Below are 18,348 nucleotides of genomic sequence, written 5' to 3'. Positions count from 1 at the left end.
TTACAATGTCCTCTGCTATCCTAAAAACATCTTATTTCAAAATAAATGCCCTATGACAATAGTTGCCGACCGACTTCCCGCAGTCCCACCACTTAGTCAAATTCTTGCTGCCGGTACTGAAGGAGGTAAAGAATTCGGACGTGTGGTCGGGCTACTCCTTTTCAAGGACGCTAAAAGACATGGACTAGAATTCGATCTATTTGATGACGCATCAGGCGATTATGAGGGTCTTGATGGCTATTCAAGGAAGGCAAAGTCAAAGGACGCTACAGGATATCAGTATAAATTTTTCCCATCTCCGTTAAGTGACGGGCACCGAAAACAAATTCGAGCTTCGCTTGACAATGCATTAACTCGTTCAAAGCGGCTGCGATTGACGAAGTGGGTCCTTGTAACACCCGACGACTTGAAAAATTCTGGGCGTCGCGAGGGCGGCGGAGATGTGGAATGGTTCGCCGATTTGCGTGATGCCTATAGAGACAAAGTAGAAATTGAGCATATAGGACATAGCAAACTTCAGGCAATGTTTCTTGAAACTCCTTCTTTGTGCCTATTCTATTACCCATCACTGGTTCCTTCCGGGGATATTCGTAGAAAAAGCATCCAGGAACTAAGGAGTCAATATGATGAAAACATGCGGTGCAAATATGGAAGGATTGAATTTGTCGGAATGTCCGTTTACAAAGAAGAAACTTCACGAAGAATTTCCCTGGAGGATATCTATATTCCCTTATCGGTCGTGCCAGAGCGCTCTGGGCTTGAAGTTGATGAAACACCCAGATTAAATCCTACAAAATTTCTATCCGCTGGGGCAAAAACGGTGATATTGGGTGACCCTGGATCAGGGAAGTCCACTTTGTTAGCTTTTTTGGCATTGGTAGGTACAAGTAAAGCGTTGCAATCACGCTGCGCATTTTCCGAGGACAATCGCCTGACAATCGTAATAACACTGCGTCGATACGCGGATGAGTTAAAACAGAGAAAAAATCTCTCGCTCCAAGATTATATTTTGGAGGTGGCGAAGGCGGATTTTAATATGCCATCGTTAGATCGGGGATTCTACGATTTCTACATCGAGAGCGGACAGGCAATTGTATTGTTCGATGGCCTTGATGAGTTGCCTGGAGTAGGTTTTAAATCAACAATTCGTCAGAGAGTCGAATCGTTTACTACGAATTATCCAGAAAATACTGTAATTATCACGTCGCGTCTCATCGGCTACGAGGCCGAAATTCGCTTCGATGAGACATATGAACACTGCCGAGTTGCGAAGCTTCGTATTTCCGAAATTAAGAACTTCATATCCGATTGGTATTCAGTGCGAATTGATGATCGAAGTGAAAGGGTTCGAAACTCCGATGATTTGATCCGCGTGATTAGTCATCCTGACAATGATTCCATTCGCGCCCTCGCCAGTAATCCCTTGCTGCTAACTATTGTGGCGCTCGTGCATCGGATCGACGCAGTACTTCCAGATCAACGGGTGGTACTTTATCAAAAGTGTACCGAAACATTGCTAAACACGTGGTACAAGGCTAAGCGGCATGATGAGGAAATTGTCAAAGGGCGAGTTGAACGGCGAAATCGACTGCGGATTGAAGCTATCGCGTATTGGATGCACAAGAAAAGTCTAGGCAATGAGGGACGCGCTGTTGTTCAAAGAAACGAATTAATTTCTTTTATCAAGAGCTATATTGCCGAAAATGAAAAAATCAAAGAATCAGATCCTCCTGCTGAAGACCAAGCGGAGATTTTTTTAGAGTTTATTAATAATTCTGCTGGACTGTTAATTGAAGCTGGTGATGGACTATACAGTTTTATCCATCTCACCTTTCAAGAATATTTAAGTGCGACATACCTTGCTGCGTTTGGTGAAATAGGCGGCGCTCAGACAATATGGGACGAATTGGGCGGGGACTTGCAGAATCCCAGGTGGAGAGAAGTAGTTCGACTACTTGTTGCCAGCCTAAAATCTACCGTCGGTCAAAAGTTCTTTATCGATAAACTTTTGGAAAAAGACACTTTAGTGGAAGACCGCGATACGATTCTACTTCTGATTGGACTACTCCGTGATGCTATTGAACCCGCAGAGGATCGCGCTACAGATATTATTCGAAAAACGGTCAAACGGCTAATCTCGCTTACGGAAAGCGAAGACATTCGCATTATTGAAAGTGCCTTACTTAATTGGGTGGCAAAGGACTCGGCGAATTTCGATTTATCGCTTCGTATTTTTAATGACTTTTTCTACGATTTGTCCTCGAAAAATCGACTTATTCTGAGCCTTATCCGGCCGACTGTCGGATTGCCATCGTTGACGCCGGAACAAGCCGATTTGGTTTCAGGTGAATGGCCAGAGCCGCTGTCAAATGTACTGAATTCGCTAATTTTTTGTTCAGGTAACCCTATGAGTGGACCATCCATAGAAGAGTTTAATATCGTACATTCCATGTGGGCTCTACACAGAACAGATACTAATGGTGCGGCAGCACTTGGAATGTGTGCTTCTATTTTGTTAAATAATGAAGATGCTAGTCGGCATTTGCTTGCACGTGAAATTATGTTGTTGAGCGTGCCGGCATACGGACCTCACCATGATCATGGGTTAAATCTGGCCTTATTAGCGGCATCTGTAGTCGACTTGCATCCTATGATAAAAAAGGCGATGTTTAACGCACTTACTCAAGAGTCTAGTGGTCAAGAAAAACGTCAGAGCGATTCGTTTTTTGGGATATTCTTATCGTGGATTGACGCTAACTCAACATCAAAGCAAAGTAAGACCTCGCGTCAAGAGCAAGGTAGGATCGTGTACAGTGAATTAGCTCGGCGAAGCACTCAATTGGGGATAAATAAGTCGTTAATCAATCTTAATAATTCGCATCGGCCTCAAGAGCAGTTCTCCGAATTACAATTAATTCGTAAGACACTTTTGCAAAAAATCGATTCGGCTTCGGAAGCATTTTGGCCTATGCTCCGTTCTTCAACTTTGTTTTCTAATTATTTTGTTGACTCTTTGCAAAGTTACACTCCTCTCGATCCAATAGGGCATTGGCGTGAAGCTCTTCGTGCAACATTATCAACATCATTGCCTAACGCGTTGAAGAGATATTTTGATCGTTCTGAGTGGAGCCAGCTAGTTTCTCGCCTCAAAGGGACTACTCTCAACTCTTCTGACGTCGAAGCAGCAGCATGGCTTATACTTTTTGATATCTGGGTTTGGTTCCGCGGTGGATACGGAAGTGGCGAGGAATCACCTATGAAAGACATAATTGACGCCTCCTCAGTTCTATCGAACCCGCTGCTCCAATTCGCGCTATTGGCCCGCGCGGTTAGTATTAACCAGAATGCCGTGCAGGAAAAGGAGCTTGCGATGTTAATTTCGTCAGGCAACCCGCAGATTACGGAGGTGCTTACGCAAGCGGGATGGCCGCAAAAGGAAGATCTACTTCGACAGGCAAATCGCGGCAAGAAACAAAATATTTCCAAAACTAAAATAAAAAGCAGGGGGGGGATTTGAAATCACTAAACTAAAGATAGGATCGGTAAATTGCAGCCTGTAAAAATATCTATGTAAGTTCTCTCGGAACTATTGGTGAGCGTTGATACACTCACCAAATTCTATATCAAAGCGGTTGAGCGCCTGTCACCAGTGTTGTGTCGGCATGGTCCATTTCTTTGCTGCCCGCTGTATCGCCAGGCACACCGTCTTCATAGCAGAGGCAACATTGGGAAACAGTTTTCTGCGTTTGGTGACGGATCGAATGACGCTGTTAAGTGCCAGCTTTTCCACGAAAGTCCACCTTTGGTAGCAATTTGGACGCGCCAAGCGTTCACTGCCTTTTTGAAGCTAGCCATGTTCGTAAATTTTTCGTAAAGGCTAACAGAAAACAATTTTTTTGTAGTTTTGATATTCTTGAATATTCAACGCTAACCCTTTGATTTCATTCGGATTATGTTGATTTTTTTAGGATATGGGATTTAGTGCCCTGGTCCCGCCGACAGGAATCGAACCTGTATCTTACGCTTAGGAGGCATACGTTCTATCCATTGAACTACGGCGAGACACGGTGAGAAATGCTTGTGCATTTCTCAATCAGCCCGCCATCTTACCTGAGCCGGGCGCAACAATCAATTAAGCAGGTGAGTTTAAGTGCCGCCCTAGCGTACAATACTGCTTTTCTCTAATTATGTCCGCGCATCTTTCTGATGCCGGTTCCACAGGGTTTTATGGCAGTTATCTCATTAAGCGATGCCCAATTGGCATTCGGTCACGTTGCTCTGCTTGATCATGCAGAGTTTTCCATAGAGGCAGGCGAGCGTGTTGGTCTGATCGGGCGTAATGGCACCGGCAAATCATCGTTGCTGAAAATTATTGCCCGCACATCCAAAATTGATGATGGGCTGCTGGTGATGCAGCAAGGCATCAAGATTGCGTATGTTGAGCAAGAACCGCAGTTCGACCAGACCCTTAGCGTGTTTGATGCGGTGGCGTCTGGCCTGGGTGAGTTGCCTGCCCTGTTGCAGGAATATGAGGCGCTGACTGGCCAGTTTGGCGGCGACAATGATGATGCCCTGATGGAACGCATGCATGACATCCAGGTACAACTGGATGCGGCTGATGCCTGGAGTCTGGGTAACAAGGTCGAAACCACGCTGGACAAGCTGAACCTGTCCAAAGACGCCATCATGGGTACGCTGTCGGGCGGTATGAAAAAGCGTGTGGCGCTGGCCTGTGCGCTGGTCAGTGCGCCTGATGTCTTGCTGCTGGATGAACCAACCAACCATCTGGATTTTTCATCCATACAATGGCTGGAGGGTTTGCTGAAAGACTTTAAAGGCAGCGTGCTGTTCATCACCCATGACCGCAGCTTTTTGGATAACGTTGCCACCCGCATCATTGAACTCGATCGTGGCAAGCTGACTTCTTTCCCTGGCAACTTTACGACTTACCAGACGCGCAAGGCAGATTTGCTGGAAAATGAAGAAGTAGAAAACGCCAAGTTCGACAAGTTTCTGGCGCAGGAAGAAATCTGGATACGCAAAGGCGTCAAAGCCCGTCGTGTGCGCGATGAAGGCCGTGTCAAGCGCCTGGAACAGTTGCGTCTGCAACGCAGCGCCCGTCGTGAACAGCAAGGCCAGGTCAAGCTGGATGTAGGCTCTGGCGAACGCTCAGGCAAGATCGTGGCAGAACTGGAAAACGTCAGCAAGCGCTTTGGCGAGAAGATCATTATCGATGATTTCTCAAGCATTATTTTACGTGGTGACAAGGTCGGCCTGATCGGTCAGAACGGTGCCGGTAAAACCACCCTGCTCAAACTGATTTTGGGGCAAGATGAGCCGGACAGCGGCACCATCAAGCAAGGCAGCAAATTGCAGATCGCTTACTTTGACCAGATGCGTGCGCAACTGAACGAAGAAGCCAGCCTGGCAGACACCATTGCGCCAGGTAGTGACTGGGTAGAAGTGAATGGCCAGCGCAAGCATGTGATGTCTTACCTGGGCGACTTTTTGTTTGCGCCTGAACGTGCACGCTCCCCGGTTAAATCGCTGTCTGGTGGTGAACGTAATCGTCTGTTGCTGGCACGCCTGTTTGCCAAACCGGCTAACGTGCTGGTGCTGGATGAACCGACCAATGATCTGGACATCGATACGCTGGAATTGCTGGAAGAATTGCTGGAAGAATATACTGGCACCGTCTTCCTGGTCAGCCATGACCGTACCTTCCTCGACAATGTGGTGACGCAGGTTATCGTTGCTGAAGGCGAAGGCCAGTGGCGCGAATTTATTGGTGGCTATACCGATTGGGAACGCTATCGCAGCACGGTGCCAGCGGTCAAAGTCAGCAAGTCAGAACAAAAACCAGCCGTGGCAGCCGTATCAAGCATGAGTGCACCGGCAGCCGCCAAGCCGAAAAAACTCAGCTACAAAGAACAGCGCGAACTGGAAGAATTACCCAAATTGATTGCTGCACTGGAAGCCGAGCAGGCATCGATTACTGAAAAACTGGCCGATGCCAATCTGTATAAAAACGGCCCGGACCAGGCTAATCAATTGAATGCACGCCATGCTGAGATTGACGAGCAATTGCTGGAAGCACTGGAAAAATGGGAAGTGATAGAAGCAAGAAGCAAAGGCTGATTTAGTTCAGACGACATCACCCTGACATAAAGAAACGACGCCCGCTTACTGCGCGGCGTCGTTTTTTTATACTGTCAGCCACAACACATGTTAATCCCAGCTCCAGGTAAATCCCAGACTGATGGCATAAGCAGCAGGCTTGCCGTCAACCACCTTGGGCACGAAAGAACCACTGCGGAAATAATGTTCAACAATGCGCAGCAACATGGCCTCGGTTGAAAAAACCGTGCCATCCACACTGGTGAGTGACGGTGGTTTGATGCTGCCGGCAATCTGGGTCACCTGGGTGACTTTGCCTTTGTCATCAATTGCTATCTTGTAGGTGCTTGAGCCGTTCAGGTTCTTGTTGTCGAATATTTTTGGGTAGTAAATAAGTGCCTTGCCTGGCGTAAAACCCTGCACTGCGGGTTGTCTCGCACCACCGGGGGCATCCGCTTGCGCGAGTGTTTTTTTGTAAGCTGATTTGACGACGCTCAGTCTGAGTATATTGGCAGACAGCATTGCGTCTGATTTTTCGATTTTACTGTCGTAGATGGCATTGCTGGTTACCCAGATAGCCTCGCACAGTTCTTGTGGGGTGCCTGAATTATCGCCATAAGAAAAGCGGCCTTCGATACGCTTTTTATCTTCTTCCGGCCATTCCTTGGCGACAGCGCCGAAGGTCTTGATGGCCACCTTGGCGATAAAATTGGAATCGGGTCTTTCACCTGCACGTGGAGAATTCTGGCGCGCAAATTCGCGTGTCAGTGCCCTGGGCAATGCCACGGCCAGTTTGTCTTCCTGTGCGGCGATGAGCTTGTCCGCCTCGCCCCTGATGATGTCGGCAACCTGCGCCTCTGTTCGCGTACGGCACAGTTGGCGGTCCATGGTAGCCATGGCATTGGTCCGGTGCAGTCGCCATAGCAGTTTGATGGTGTCATCGTCAAGCAGGTCCAGGCTTTCTGTGAAAGCGGTGTGGTAATGCTTTTGCCATTCGCCCAGCAAATCTTCCATCACGCTGGCCTGATTTTTGGTCAGCCAGTTGCGCATGTTGTCGCGATATGCCGCATCCTTCCACAGGTTGTCCAGCATCCTGTGCGCCAGTCTGTTGGAGTTTTCAGTAGGCAGTATCGGCACAATGAAATAACTGTTTTCAGTATCCACCTGCTTATGCAAATAAGCTTGCAATTGTTCTGCATCAGGCTGTGTTATGGCTGATGCATGTAGCACAAAGCCGGATGCAAAAAACAGAATCGCCGCTTTTACAGAACGCAAAGCCATTACACTCACTCCGAAAGATGGGGAAACATATGCCATGAATACGAACACATCTGACGTGGTGTCGCATGGTACAAACAGAACGTCCCGCCAGGGTGCGCTGGCATTCTATCAAGAAATATGTCCCGATAAGGAAAAACGACGCGCAATCGCTAATGATTGCGCGTCGTTTCTTAAACACATCTTGCAGCACTCAACTTGCCAAATTAATCTCGCGCTTATGCGTCGCAAGACTTATTTTGCTGCTGGTGTCACGGCCTTGGCTGTGGTGCTTACGGCTGCTACTTTGGTATCAGTTTTAACTTCGGCTTTCACGTCGGCTTTGACATCAGTTTTGACATCAGTTTTGACGTCAGTTTTGACTTCGGGCTTGGCTTCGGCCTTCACTTCTGTTTTGACATCGGTCTTGCTCTTGGCCAGTTTTTCATGAACTGCATGTTTGGCATGTTTTTCATGCGGAACCACTGCCTTGTCTGTCGCCACTGTCTTGACTTCTGGTGTAGCAGGGGCAGCGGCTGTCGCAGCGCCGGCCGTACCGGTAGATGCCATGGCAGTTGTCGTTACCGCTTTCGTTGGAGCAGTGGTGGTTGCTGGCGCAATGGCTGTTGTCGCAACAACGGCAGGCGTAGTCACTTTGGCGGCTGCGGCTGCGGTTGCCGTTGCAGGTGTTTGTGCAAATGCGCTACCCATCAGAACGGTAGAAGCGATCAGGGCGGTAATGAGCTTGTTCATGTTTATTCCTTCAATTATGTGAGCGATTTAATTTACTTTTTTTACCGGCAGCATGTGTTGCCGGGGGTAACTGTTTATTGCTGGTGACGATTTATTTCGAAGCGGCTGGTGCAGAAGCAGATGCTGGTTTTGCTTCATCTTTTTTCACTTCTTTTTTAGCGTGCTTGACATGTTTTTCATGCTTCGCTGTTTTTTCCGCTGCTGGTTTGGTTTCTGCTGCTGGCGTTGCTGGTGTCGATGCAGTTGCTGATGCAGAAGCTGCAGTCACTTTGGCTGCCGGGGCAGATTTGGCGACGCTGGCAGCAGCGGTTGCGGAAGCAGGTTTTGCAGTCGCGCTGGCAGATGCGCTGGCTGGTGTCTGTGCAAATGCACTACCCATCAGAACGGTAGAAGCGATCAGGGCGGTAATGAGCTTGTTCATGTTTATTCCTTCAATTATGTGAGCGATTTAATTTACTTTTTTTACCGGCAGCATTTGCTGCCGGGGTAACTGTTTATTGCTTGTGACGATTTATTTCGAAGCGGCTGGTGCAGAAGCAGATGCTGGTTTTGCTTCATCTTTTTTCACTTCTTTTTTAGCGTGCTTGACATGTTTTTCATGCTTCGCTGCTTTGTCCGCTGCTGGTTTGGTTTCTGCTGCTGGCGCTGCTGGTGTCGATGCAGTTGCTGATGCAGAAGCTGCGGTTACTTTGGCTGCCGGGGCAGGTTTGGCGACGCTGGCTGCAGCGGCTGCGGCAGCAGGTTTTGCAGTCGCGCTGGCTGGTGTTTGTGCAAATGCGCTACCCATCAGAACGGTGGAAGCGATGAGGGCGGTGATCAGTTTGTTCATGATAATTTTCCTATTCGTATTTGGGTTGGTTTGCTTTATTTTGCTTAGCGTAGTCAGCCTACGTAAGCCAAAAACGCCAGCCGACACATCTGCGTTGACGCAAAAAACCACAGTACATGCAGCTTAGTGTTGTTGTTCTAAACGGCACCCGCCCTGTCAACCGGATTACATGCTCATGCGTTACGCGCGTAGGAACATTAAAAACGACACCTGCATTGTGCACGGTGTCGTTTGTTTTTTTAGGGTACGAAAAGGACCAGGCGCGCAGAAAAAATCCTGCCCCGTGGGGTCCGCCACGCGCACCGTTCCCCCTTCCGGCAATTGCAATTGCTCTTTGTTTTATGCACATGGTGCGCGCGGCGCACCCTACGGAATACACCCCGCTTCGGTGAAAAATTCTCATCCCGGTTATGATCTCTGCATGAGATATTGCCAACATACGCCATGTGCGGTCTGACGTATAAAACGAGAAAGGACGAACCATGAAAAAAGTCGCGCTGGTCACTGGCGGCAGTCGCGGTATTGGTGCTGCCACGGCACAGCAACTGGCGGCTGCCGGGTATGCGGTCTGCGTCAACTATCTGCACAACCACGACGCTGCACAGCAGGTGGTACAAGACATCCGTGCAGAAGGCGGCACCGCCATTGCCATACAGGCAGATGTGGCGCTAGAAGCAGACGTAGTGCGCCTGTTTGCCGAACTGGACCAGCAACTGGGCAAGCTCGACGCATTGGTCAATAATGCCGGCATACTGATGCAGCAATGCCGGCTGGAAGACTTGACGGCAGAACGCATCAATCGTCTGCTCAGCACCAATGTGACCAGCTATTTTTTATGCTGCCGTGAAGCTGTCAGGCGCATGTCTCGCAGGCATGGCGGTACTGGTGGTGCCATCGTCAATGTATCGTCAGCCGCCGCACGCCTGGGTTCAGCGAATGAATACATCGATTATGCCACCACCAAAGGAGCCATCGACACGCTGACCACGGGTTTGTCAGTAGAAGTGGCTGGCGAAGGCATACGTGTCAACTGCGTGCGCCCTGGCCTGATCACCACAACCATGCATGCCGATGGCGGTGAACCCAACCGGGTCGAAAGACTGAAAAGCGGCGTCCCCATGCTACGCGGTGGTACGCCAGACGAAGTGGCAGCAGCCATCGTCTTTTTGCTGGGCGATGGCGCGTCTTTCATCACCGGCAGCTTTGTGGATGTATCGGGCGGGCGATAGATAAGCGCACGCAGCCTGCCCGCAAGGATAGGCACAACTGCTTTCTTTGCGGGTAAAAGAATAAATGGTGGCAAGCTATTGGATGGCGTGGTCACTGTATTGCCCAAAAAAATCCCACCCAATCACTGCCCTGTGCACGCCTTAACGCCAGGGTCCAGCCTGTTTCTTACACCTTTCTCCGGCTTTTCTCAACGCTCTAAATCGCGTTTTCAACTTCCTCCCAATTCAACATTCCCACCAGCATTGTTGCACTTTCGCAACGACTTTGTTGGGCGCAATCATTTCTTTTTAGTTATGTGACTTTACCTTTTTGTCTATAAAGAACCAGTTTTTCGTAAAAATCAAGGTAAAAAATAGAGAATATTTACCAAAGAGCAACGGCTTATTGTTTTTGACATATTGTTAAACAATGTTAATAATCGGCCTCTGTTACAAAGCGACATATTGCATTCAAGCTATTTTTTGTCGCTGGGTAATGAGGCTTCAATGAAGTCGTTTTGATTTAAGCAGGACCAATAGTTCTTGCAGGCGCCTGCACCTGCGAGAGGGACAACTATTGCCTAAAAAAATGCAATGTCAGGCATTTGATCAATGACTGGCATGCAGTCGGAGCGGAAGGGCAGACCAGTCATTGATCAAATGCCTGGTTTGTCTGGATGCTCAATTTGGGGGAGGGCCAGGGCCGTGCTTATACACGGCTTTGGCTTACGTACCCATCCCGGATTCAAACCATATCGGGGATAGGTACCTGAGCTTGGCCGGCATCGCTAAAACGGTGCCGGTCATATCTTCGCATCAAAAAAAAGGAGAAAAGCAATGCGTATCAGCAGTAATTTCAAACTACTATCCGGTGTCTCAATGGCTTTGGCCATGTTGTGCGGCACTGCGCAGGCACAATGGGCGCCAACAGCGACCAAGGCCACCAGGATACCTGCGACCGTGTCATCGACATCAGCGGCCACACTCTTGCAGGCGGGGTCACCCACGCACGTGGTGGTCGCGCTCAAGCTGCGCAACAAGGCCGCACTTGACACGCTGACCACGGGTATTCTGAACGGGAAAAATGTCAGACCGATTTCCAGTGCCGACTTCATGGCGAACTATGCACCGACAGCAGCACAGGTGCAGGCCGTGATTGATCATTTGAAAAGCAGCGGTTTCGTCAACATTACCGTGTCAGACAACCGCACGCTGGTGAGTGCCGATGGCGCCGCCGCGTCGGTCAAAACCGCCTTCAATACCGACTTGCACACCTACACGGTAGGGGGGCGTTCTGTCCAGGTCAACCTGAGCGACGCACAGGTACCGCAGGCGCTGTCAGATACGGTACTGGCGGTGCATGGTCTGCAAAATCTGCATACCTATCGCACTCATCTGGTCCGGCCTAACGCCAATACCCTGGCCAGTACGGGGCACAATCCTACCGAGTTTTCTACCATCTATAACGCCAGCAATCTGCCCAGCGCGGTGAATGCCACCATCGGCATTATCACCCAGGGCAGCATGACGCAGACAATTGCCGACCTCAACACCTTTACCAGCCGCGCCGGTTATCCGACTGTGAATGTGCAGACAGTCACAATCGGTGCTGCCAGCACTGACACTGCCGGTGTCGGTGAATGGAATATGGATACGCAGGATGCCCTGGCAACAGCGGGTGGCACGATCAAAAAAATGATCCTGTACACCGCCAACACGCTGAACGATGCCGACATCACGGCGGCCTATAACCGCGCTGTCAGCGACAACGTGGCCAAAGTCATCAATGTGTCTTTGGGTGAATGCGAAAACGATGCGCTCAACTCGGGTGTCATGGCCAGCAATGACCAGATCTTCCAGACCGCCGTGGCACAGGGGCAGACATTCTCGGTATCGTCCGGCGATTCGGGGGCGTATGAATGTGGTGGCCCGGGCACATCACAAAGCTATCCATCGGTATCACCGTATGTGATTTCGGTGGGCGGCACCTTGCTCAATACTTCGGGTACGACGTGGGTGTCTGAGTCGGTATGGGCTTGCACCACGGCAGCCAGTTGCCAGCAAAGTGCAAACGGTGGCGCCGGCGGTGGGCCATCCCTGAATGAATCAGCACCAAGCTGGCAAACCAGTGCAGGCGTTTTGGGCTCTTCTACCAAACGCGGCACGCCAGACATTGCATTCAATGCTGATCCGGCCAGTGGTGCGCTGGTGATAGTCAATGGTTCCAACCAGCAGATCGGTGGTACCAGTCTGGCAGCGCCTATCTTCACCGGTTTTTGGGCACGTGTACAGTCGATGAACAATAACAGCCTGCCCTTCCCTGCTGCCGCGATTTACCAAAAAGCGGCCAGCACACCGGGCATGTTCCACGACATCACGTCTGGCAGCAATGGCGGCTACACCGCCAAGGCAGGCTGGGATTATGCCAGTGGTTACGGTAGTCTGAACATGGCAAACTTTGCGTCTGCCATGGGTTCCACAACGCCACCACCACCTAACACCCTGACCAAGGATGTTGCGGTCACGGGCCTGTCTGTCACTACCGGCAGCAACCTGGTCTATACATTTTCTGTACCGACTGGCGCCACCAACCTGACATTCAAAACCACAGGTGGTACAGGCGATGCGGATCTGTACGTGCAACTGGGATCCACCCCGACGACCACGACCTATCTGCAAAAATCGGATGGATCCACCAGCACGGAAACCATCACCATCGCGTCACCAACAGCAGGCACGTATTATGTCCTGCTGAATGGCTATACCGCTTCCAGCGGCATCAGCCTGGTGGCCAGTTACCAGACGACCACGTCAGGTAATGTGCTAAGCAATGGTGTGCCGGTCACGGGCATCAGCCTGGCATCGGGTGCAACTGCGGTATATACCTTTGCGGTACCTGCCGGCAAGTCATCAGTAACCTTTAAAACCAGCGGTGGTACAGGCGATGCTGATCTGTATGTCAAACTGGGTTCGGCACCAACTACCACGTCATATCTGCAAAGATCTAACGGTACCAGCAACAATGAAAGCATTACCGTGACATCACCAACCGCCGGTACGTATTACGTCATGGTCAAAGCGTATAGCGCCATCAGTGGTGTGACTTTGGTGGCCACGGACTAAGTGAAGTTTTGAAGTTGTGAGTTTTGAAGTGCGATAAGGCATTCATCGCAAACAGTTGCAATAGTCGTAAATAGTCGTAAATAAGGTCTCAGGCACTTGCCTGGGACCTTATCCAATAGCTTATGACGGCACCTGGTGTACCGCAGCCATCGCCTGCAACGTCTGATCCCAGGCCAGCAGCTGCGCAGGCCGCTCACCGAAACGGGTTTGCAACAAGGCATATGGTTCAACCGTGACACGTCCACGTTTGAATTTCATCTTCACCAGTACCTCTGCATGCACCACATCACCCACATAGATTTCATGCGAAAAATACGCACATTTATCATCGGAAAACAGGATGCCGCTGCTTACCCGCACCCGCTGAAAAAGACGCACCGGCTTCATGAAACTAATCAGTTGCGACACATTCACAAACGCCGTGCCATTGCTCAGCATGGGGCGCAACAAACCAGTCCTGATAACAAAATCAAACTGCGCCGCTTCGGCAAGCTGAAGATAGGCATCACTTTTCAATATCCGGATGCCTGCATCCCATGGCGTTACCCAAAAATGACAGTCAAGCCTGTCACTCACACCGGTGCTATGGCCGCCAAAGCGGTAGCGGCACAATGCCAGCAGTATCGTCAACACATTGCGAATCAATCCAGACACGGCCACACCCTTTGTCTAACGGCAAGAGTGACATCATAACCCGCTGTTAGCCTGCACTGCACCAGGCAAGATCTTATCGACCACCTTCACGCAGATACGGGGCGGCTTCCAGTGACAAACCCTGTTTTACCTGACGCGTGATGTCGTCGGCAAATACTTCTTCCCGTCCCTGCACTATCGCATCCACTACCTGGCTTGCCACCTGCTGTGGGGTGGACTTTGGCATGGCAATATGCTGCGTCATACCCGTATCGATGAAGGCGGCATGCACGCCGACCACCAGTGTGCCCTGCTCACGCAATTCATTACGCAGGCCATTGGTCAGTGACCAGGCGGCGGCCTTGGATGCACTGTAACCGTTGATGCCGGCCAGATTGATCCAGCTTAGCACTGACAGCATATTGACCAGCGCACCGCCACCATTGGCTTTCAGTACCGGCGCAAAGGCCTGGCTCATGGCCAGCATGCCATAGAAATTGGTGTCGAATTGCGCGCGGATGGCTGCCAGGCTGTCTGCCGCAAGGAACGGTGACGGCTGGGCGATACCTGCATTGTTGATGAGCAGGTTTACATCGCCGCAGGCCTGTGCCGCTGCCAGCACTTGCTGCTGATTGGTGACATCCAGTTGTATGGGGTGCAGGCCGGGCAATGTGACCTGCGCCGGGTTTCTGGCGGCGGCATACACTTTTTTGACGCCGGCTTCCAGCAAGGCAGTGGCAAAGGCCAGGCCCAGTCCACGGTTGGCACCGGTGACAAAGGCGACAGTATTATTGAGTTCCATGATGATTCCTTATAAATAGGACTTACGCAAAATCGCCCCAGCTGCGTTGCAGCTCCTCGCCGTACTATTCGTACTGTCTTCGTCGCTGCGGTGTAGTCGGGATTTCAGACAACATGTTGTCTGCCGACGTAACGAACCTCCCCTGCAAGGGAGGTTTCTTAAAGCGATAGCCTTGCTGGGACAATTTTGCGTAAGCCCTAATGAGTTAAAAAATTTAATGCATTTCCTTGTTTGAAAATACAGACGTTTGCTGATCGCTGCCGCCCGTTTGCTGGTGCAGCCATGTACGTACGATGCGCACTACCTGTTGCGCGTTGTCGTGTTGAATAAAATGACCGGCATCGGGGATGGTTTGTATGCTCAGTTCATTGTCCACCCATTGCCAGACATCGTTCAGACCGGCAGGCAAGGCATAAGGGTCAGCCAGGCCATGTATCAACAAGGTGGGCACAGCAACTTTGGGTGGCATGTCGCCCGGCATGAAATACGGTTCTGCCGGCCAGTTGGTGCGGTAATAATGCAGCATGGCTTCCAGCGTCGATATCGCCATGGCCTGATCATGGCGACGTTTGAAAGCCGGGTCTTTGATCCATGCACCCAGGCGCGCCATCGGCAACTGCGTATGCGACTGTGCTTGCCGGAACGTGCGCACATAATCGCTGGCGACCCGCTGTTGCGGGTTATTGCTTAATTCGCGTGCGATGGCCCAGGGGTGCGGCATGTTCAGCACGATCAGTCTTTCCAGCCAGGGCTGCGCCTGCATGGCGGCATGCCAGGCAATAAAACCGCCCCAGTCATGCCCTATCACAGTTGCCTTGCCCGCGTCTTCACGTTCAACTACGGCCGCTACATCGGCCACCAGTCTGGCTGGCAGATAGGCTTGCGGGTCAAGCGGCGCATCGCTCAGGTGATAGCCACGCAAATCCAGGGCGACCACGCGGTGATCGGCGCACAGATCTGCCATCACCTGCCACCAGCCCAGCCAGTGATCAGGAAAACCATGCAACAGCACCAGCAAAGGCCCCTGCCCCATGGCCGCATAATGGATGCGCACACCATCGCTATCCACATAATGGTGTTCGGCGATGGCTTCGAATGCAGTCAGCAAGGCTTCGTTGCCGCTGTCTGCATCGTTCGCATCGTCCATCCGATCTACTGCCTTGCTTGCACTGTTCATGATCTCTTGCTCCACCCGGTGGCTAAGGTAATTAAGGTAACTAAGCTGGCAAAGATGAAATCAAGCCATTTAGATGTCAATCATCATCTTACAGATGTCGATTATCATCTAAAAATCAAATCTGTGTCAAGCGAGCCCCAAAATATCTATAAAGCCCCTGATTTCCTCTGCTGAACCTGGCGACTGGCCAAGCAAGAAGCATTGCAGATGCGGCTGGGGGTTTCTGCGCCAATGCGCCATTGCACCATTTGGCTACAGGCAATGCTAAAGTAATACTTTTACGTCTTCTGTCCAGGCTTACCTCTATGCGTATCCGTCCTCTTTTATCAATAGCAGCGCCCTGGCTGTTGCACGTCTTGTTAGTTAGTGGCACGGCCTTGCCCGGCCAGGTGATGGCGCAAAAAATGTATCGTTGCGGTAGTGAATACCAGGACACCCCCTGCACCAACGGCCAAAAAGAAAAAGTCATCGGCAAGGCCGTGACAGCCACAGCCACGGACAAACCACCGCTGGATGCAACCTGCGTACGTCGCGGCGAAGAAGCCAAGAAAGTGATCTGGATGCGTGAAGGCGGTGCCCAGCAAGACAAATTGCTGAACGAAGCGACGACAGCAGAACGTCGCAGAGTAATTGCCGATGTGTATGCCCAGCGCGGCAATGCCCTGGACATACGCGCCCGCATAGAAAGCGACTGCATGACAGAAAAAGAAAACGAACGCAAATTTGGCACTGCACCTGTCCAGGAAGACCCTGCCAAACGTACACAAGCAGCCGAACGCAAAGCCAGTCAGGGCGAAAGCCCGGCAGACGCCGCCAAACGCGCCAGCGCAGATGCCGCACGCACCAAAGCCATGTGTGACGATGTACGCCGTCAACTGGCATCCGTCCAAAATGCTCAACGCACTGGTGGCCAGGGCAGCGCCATGGATGAACTGACGCGTAACAAACGTGAAATAGAAAACAACCTGAGATCAATGGGTTGTGATGCTGCGCCTAAATCTACGATGCAATAAGTGATGGCAATGAAATTACTACTATTCTTAACAGTCGCTACCCTAGCTATTCATATTGACGCAGGTAGGTGTCTACGCAACAGCATATGAACGGTGCTTGACGGTGATATATTCTATATGGATATGGATATACGAATGCAAGTACGTCGAATTGCAGAAGAAGAATACAATGGTCCTATTAAGCATCCGCCCTACACGACAGCATCTATCAATTTCAATAAATTGATCTTAAACGGAGTATTTTTTTGGTGAAATGTTCTTTTTTATTGAGAATAGGATTTTCCACACAATGCCATGAAAATACCGCAAATAGAAATGTAATCACGATAGCCCATGCGGCCATAACAGTTACGGAAACTCCTGGCAGAAGCGAAATAATCATTTGCTGAACCGGGAAGGCGTAAATATAAACACCATATGAGTAATCGCCAATCAGGTTAAATTTTCGAATAAATCCGGCAGGTACATATGCCACGTAAAACAGCAGATAAGGAATCGTTAAACAATATGCTGCGAAGTAAATTTCTTTGCCGATAAAAAATGCGCAAAATTCTAGACCGAAGAAAACAAAAAAATATAGTGGCTTTAATTGAATTTTGTCCTTCCACACATAGAATGATGTCCCAGTAAAAAACATAAAAATGAATCGACTTAAATGACTTTCATTTTGACCGTGGAAATTCTGTAAGATCAGCATTAATCCAGAAACGAAAGACACTGCAACAAGTACATATCCCAAGGGAGCTATTTTTAATTTTTCAATGCGCCTAAAGACCGCCCAAAATATCAGCAGTAATAGGTACATTTTTAGTTCATAAATGATTGTCCACAATGAGCCATTTACAGCGGTGAACTTATGATCTTCAAAAACCCCCGGCAAATTCATGGAAATGCCTGCTAATATTGTTGTGCCCTTCAGTAGAAATTGATAAGTCTCAAGATTCGTGAAGTATGAAGTGAGGGGTAACGTGGTAAATAACGGGCCAAGTATGAAAGTGCTTAAAAATGTGAGTAAGGCCAAAGCTGGAAATATTCTCAAAAATCGAGATGCAAGGTACTCAACAGCACTTCTTCTGGTCAATAAGCTTTTACCGACCAAGAAACCACTACTGATAAAAAACACGTCAACAGCCAGCGTCCCTATCGACATCCCTAAAAGTTTTGTGAGTGGCTCCTCAAAACCAAGCAACGAGAAACTATGTCCAACTAACACAGAAATTGCTGCAATTATTCGAATCAAGTTGAAATTATTGTCATGCCCATCGGCAAACTTCGATAGAGTCATATTTTATATTTGTGAGCATCTTTGTTGATGTATCGACTATTGGCGAATTCTAACCATAGTTGAATCGTTTGCCGGCGAGCTAGGTATAAAAAACGGATTTAGATTATAACCGCATGCGGTCAATTAGATTGACTACGTATTTAAACTGGCA

Annotated in this window: 13 protein-coding genes, 1 tRNA gene and 1 pseudogene; 5 read left to right on the top strand and 10 right to left on the bottom strand. The window is 49.8% G+C overall.

The features are described from left to right. The first annotated feature begins 52 nt into the window (after positions 1–52). On the top strand, positions 53–3,517 hold the full coding sequence (locus H8L32_RS22975; RefSeq protein ID WP_186949801.1) for an NACHT domain-containing protein: 3,465 nt from the start codon (positions 53–55) through the stop codon (positions 3,515–3,517). A 126-nt stretch (positions 3,518–3,643) separates the two neighbouring features. Here H8L32_RS22975 and H8L32_RS27885 read toward each other — a convergent pair. Together H8L32_RS27885 and H8L32_RS22970 are read right to left on the bottom strand one after the other, a co-directional pair. Then, positions 3,644–3,778: pseudogene (locus H8L32_RS27885) on the bottom strand (IS256 family transposase); the annotation flags it as partial. 209 nt (positions 3,779–3,987) lie between these two features. After that, a tRNA-Arg gene (locus H8L32_RS22970) sits at positions 3,988–4,062 on the bottom strand. Positions 4,063–4,227: 165 nt separating this feature from the next. Here H8L32_RS22970 and H8L32_RS22965 point away from each other — a divergent pair. Continuing rightward, positions 4,228–6,138: an ATP-binding cassette domain-containing protein gene (locus H8L32_RS22965; protein ID WP_186949799.1), complete on the top strand. Its 1,911-nt coding sequence runs from the start codon at positions 4,228–4,230 to the stop codon at positions 6,136–6,138. Positions 6,139–6,228: 90 nt separating this feature from the next. On the opposite strand, the gene H8L32_RS22960 is transcribed toward H8L32_RS22965, so the two are convergent. The 4 genes from H8L32_RS22960 to H8L32_RS22945 all read right to left on the bottom strand — a co-directional run bounded on the left by H8L32_RS22960 (position 6,229) and on the right by H8L32_RS22945 (position 8,956). Then, positions 6,229–7,398 carry a hypothetical protein gene (locus H8L32_RS22960; protein WP_186949797.1) on the bottom strand — a complete coding sequence of 390 codons (1,170 nt, stop codon included), beginning with the start codon at positions 7,396–7,398 and terminating at the stop codon, positions 6,229–6,231. A 231-nt stretch (positions 7,399–7,629) separates the two neighbouring features. Beyond that, complete coding sequence (locus H8L32_RS22955) at positions 7,630–8,127, bottom strand: hypothetical protein (protein WP_186949795.1); 498 nt, start codon at positions 8,125–8,127, stop codon at positions 7,630–7,632. 91 nt (positions 8,128–8,218) lie between these two features. Further along, a complete protein-coding gene (locus H8L32_RS22950) occupies positions 8,219–8,548 on the bottom strand; it encodes a hypothetical protein (RefSeq protein ID WP_186949793.1) in 330 nt (109 codons plus the stop codon). A 90-nt stretch (positions 8,549–8,638) separates the two neighbouring features. Beyond that, the gene (locus H8L32_RS22945; RefSeq protein ID WP_186949791.1) at positions 8,639–8,956 is read right to left on the bottom strand and encodes a hypothetical protein; all 318 of its coding nucleotides are present in this window, start codon (positions 8,954–8,956) and stop codon (positions 8,639–8,641) included. 482 nt (positions 8,957–9,438) lie between these two features. On the opposite strand from H8L32_RS22945, the gene H8L32_RS22940 reads away from it, so the two are divergent. Both H8L32_RS22940 and H8L32_RS22935 read left to right on the top strand, forming a co-directional pair. Beyond that, positions 9,439–10,185, top strand: coding sequence for an SDR family oxidoreductase (locus H8L32_RS22940; RefSeq protein WP_186949789.1), 747 nt, complete (start codon positions 9,439–9,441; stop codon positions 10,183–10,185). Between the two features lie 816 nt (positions 10,186–11,001). Further along, positions 11,002–13,287: a pre-peptidase C-terminal domain-containing protein gene (locus tag H8L32_RS22935; protein WP_186949786.1), complete on the top strand. Its 2,286-nt coding sequence runs from the start codon at positions 11,002–11,004 to the stop codon at positions 13,285–13,287. 120 nt (positions 13,288–13,407) lie between these two features. Here H8L32_RS22935 and H8L32_RS22930 read toward each other — a convergent pair whose 3' ends face one another. The 3 genes from H8L32_RS22930 to H8L32_RS22920 form a co-directional block, all read right to left on the bottom strand. Beyond that, the gene (locus H8L32_RS22930; protein WP_186949784.1) at positions 13,408–13,941 is read right to left on the bottom strand and encodes an acyl-CoA thioesterase family protein; all 534 of its coding nucleotides are present in this window, start codon (positions 13,939–13,941) and stop codon (positions 13,408–13,410) included. A 73-nt stretch (positions 13,942–14,014) separates the two neighbouring features. After that, positions 14,015–14,722 carry an SDR family oxidoreductase gene (locus H8L32_RS22925; protein WP_186949782.1) on the bottom strand — a complete coding sequence of 236 codons (708 nt, stop codon included), beginning with the start codon at positions 14,720–14,722 and terminating at the stop codon, positions 14,015–14,017. Between the two features lie 214 nt (positions 14,723–14,936). After that, positions 14,937–15,899, bottom strand: coding sequence for an alpha/beta fold hydrolase (locus H8L32_RS22920; protein ID WP_186949780.1), 963 nt, complete (start codon positions 15,897–15,899; stop codon positions 14,937–14,939). 305 nt (positions 15,900–16,204) lie between these two features. Between H8L32_RS22920 and H8L32_RS22915 the strand changes: the two genes are divergently transcribed. Next, the gene (locus tag H8L32_RS22915) at positions 16,205–16,912 is read left to right on the top strand and encodes a DUF4124 domain-containing protein (RefSeq protein ID WP_186949778.1); all 708 of its coding nucleotides are present in this window, start codon (positions 16,205–16,207) and stop codon (positions 16,910–16,912) included. Between the two features lie 214 nt (positions 16,913–17,126). Here the strand turns inward: H8L32_RS22915 and H8L32_RS22910 are convergent, their stop codons facing one another. Next, positions 17,127–18,197: an acyltransferase family protein gene (locus H8L32_RS22910; protein ID WP_186949776.1), complete on the bottom strand. Its 1,071-nt coding sequence runs from the start codon at positions 18,195–18,197 to the stop codon at positions 17,127–17,129. Positions 18,198–18,348: the final 151 nt, after the last annotated feature.

The sequence above is a fragment of the Undibacterium hunanense genome (assembly GCF_014284335.1).
GTDB classification, from domain to species: Bacteria; Pseudomonadota; Gammaproteobacteria; order Burkholderiales; family Burkholderiaceae_D; genus Undibacterium; species Undibacterium hunanense.
This window is presented reverse-complemented; position numbering and strand designations above follow the sequence as displayed.

What these genes read in the sequence shown, in the direction of transcription:
- H8L32_RS22975 (WP_186949801.1), top strand. Translation starts at nt 53, where the DNA reads ATGACAATAGTTGCCGACCGACTTCCCGCAGTCCCACCACTTAGTCAA.
- H8L32_RS22965 (WP_186949799.1), top strand. Translation starts at nt 4,228, where the DNA reads ATGGCAGTTATCTCATTAAGCGATGCCCAATTGGCATTCGGTCACGTT.
- H8L32_RS22960 (WP_186949797.1), bottom strand. Translation starts at nt 7,398, where the DNA reads ATGGCTTTGCGTTCTGTAAAAGCGGCGATTCTGTTTTTTGCATCCGGC.
- H8L32_RS22955 (WP_186949795.1), bottom strand. Translation starts at nt 8,127, where the DNA reads ATGAACAAGCTCATTACCGCCCTGATCGCTTCTACCGTTCTGATGGGT.
- H8L32_RS22950 (WP_186949793.1), bottom strand. Translation starts at nt 8,548, where the DNA reads ATGAACAAGCTCATTACCGCCCTGATCGCTTCTACCGTTCTGATGGGT.
- H8L32_RS22945 (WP_186949791.1), bottom strand. Translation starts at nt 8,956, where the DNA reads ATGAACAAACTGATCACCGCCCTCATCGCTTCCACCGTTCTGATGGGT.
- H8L32_RS22940 (WP_186949789.1), top strand. Translation starts at nt 9,439, where the DNA reads ATGAAAAAAGTCGCGCTGGTCACTGGCGGCAGTCGCGGTATTGGTGCT.
- H8L32_RS22935 (WP_186949786.1), top strand. Translation starts at nt 11,002, where the DNA reads ATGCGTATCAGCAGTAATTTCAAACTACTATCCGGTGTCTCAATGGCT.
- H8L32_RS22925 (WP_186949782.1), bottom strand. Translation starts at nt 14,722, where the DNA reads ATGGAACTCAATAATACTGTCGCCTTTGTCACCGGTGCCAACCGTGGA.
- H8L32_RS22920 (WP_186949780.1), bottom strand. Translation starts at nt 15,899, where the DNA reads ATGAACAGTGCAAGCAAGGCAGTAGATCGGATGGACGATGCGAACGAT.
- H8L32_RS22915 (WP_186949778.1), top strand. Translation starts at nt 16,205, where the DNA reads ATGCGTATCCGTCCTCTTTTATCAATAGCAGCGCCCTGGCTGTTGCAC.
- H8L32_RS22910 (WP_186949776.1), bottom strand. Translation starts at nt 18,197, where the DNA reads ATGACTCTATCGAAGTTTGCCGATGGGCATGACAATAATTTCAACTTG.